Consider the following 1,191-nt stretch of genomic DNA (forward strand, 5'->3'; position numbering starts at 1 on the left):
GCGGGCCGGGGCCAGACGGCCCGGCCACTGCCGTACCCGCGCTCCGGGGTGCTCCGCGCGCAGGGCCGCGAGCGGGCCGACGGCCGCGATCCGGTCCCCCGAGACGGCGAGGGCGCCGTCCGGGACGGGGGTGCCGTCGCCCGCGTCCAGGAGCGGTGCCGTGTGCAACGTCAGCACGCGCGGGGTCCGTTCAGCTCGCCGGGATGAGCTTCAGCTCGGGGTGCGCGGTGCCGCCGTCGATCGCCGTCGAGGAGATGTGCGAGGCCACGCGGTCGTCCACCGGGTCGTTCGCCGGGTCGTCGTGGATGACGAGGTGCTCGTACGTCGTCCCGCGCTGCGCCGGGACGCGGCCCGCCGTGCGGATGAGGTCGATGAGTTCCTGGCGGTTGGAGCGGTGCTTGGCGCCCGCCGAGGAGACGACGTTCTCCTCCAGCATCACCGAGCCGAGGTCGTCGGCCCCGTAGTGCAGCGAGAGCTGCCCGATCTCCTTGCCCGTCGTGAGCCAGGAGCCCTGGATGTGGGCGACGTTGTCGAGGTAGATGCGGGCGATCGCGATCATCCGCAGGTACTCGAACATCGTGGCCTGGGTGCGGCCCTTGAGGTGGTTGTTCTCGGGCTGGTACGTGTACGGGATGAAGGCGCGGAAGCCGCCGGTGCGGTCCTGCACCTCGCGGATCATGCGCAGGTGCTCGATGCGTTCGGCGTTCGTCTCGCCGGTGCCCATGAGCATCGTGACGGTGGACTCGACGCCCAGGTTGTGGGCGGTCTCCATGATCTCCAGCCAGCGCTCGCCGGACTCCTTGAGCGGCGCGATGGCCTTGCGGGGGCGCGCGGGCAGGAGTTCGGCGCCCGCGCCGGCGAAGGAGTCGAGTCCGGCGGCGTGGATGCGGCGGATCGCCTCCTCGGCGCTCACGCCGGAGATGCGGGCCATGTGGTCGATCTCGGAGGCGCCCAGCGAGTGGATGACGAGCTGCGGGAACGCCTTCTTGATCGCGGCGAAGTGCTCCTCGTAGTACTCGACGCCGTAGTCCGGGTGGTGCCCGCCCTGGAACATGATCTGCGTGCCGCCGAGCTCGACGGTCTCCGCGCAGCGGCGCAGGATGTCGTCCAGGTCGCGGCTCCACCCCTTCTTCGTGTCCTTGGGGGCGGCGTAGAAGGCGCAGAACTTGCAGGCCGTCACGCAGACGTTCG

General features: G+C 71.0%; 2 protein-coding genes. Both read right to left on the reverse strand.

Annotation, left to right across the window (positions count from 1 at the left end):
- Positions 1-177, reverse strand: a 177-nt coding sequence (locus tag SSBG_RS36105; RefSeq protein ID WP_420790337.1) for an imidazolonepropionase-like domain-containing protein, incomplete at its 3' end; no start/stop codon positions are given.
- A gap of 13 nt (positions 178-190) precedes the next feature.
- Positions 191-1,191: CofH family radical SAM protein (locus SSBG_RS11065; protein ID WP_078491268.1), on the reverse strand; the 1,001-nt coding region annotated here is incomplete at its 5' end.

It is taken from the genome of Streptomyces sp. SPB074 (assembly GCF_000154905.1).
GTDB lineage: Bacteria > Actinomycetota > Actinomycetes > Streptomycetales > Streptomycetaceae > Streptomyces.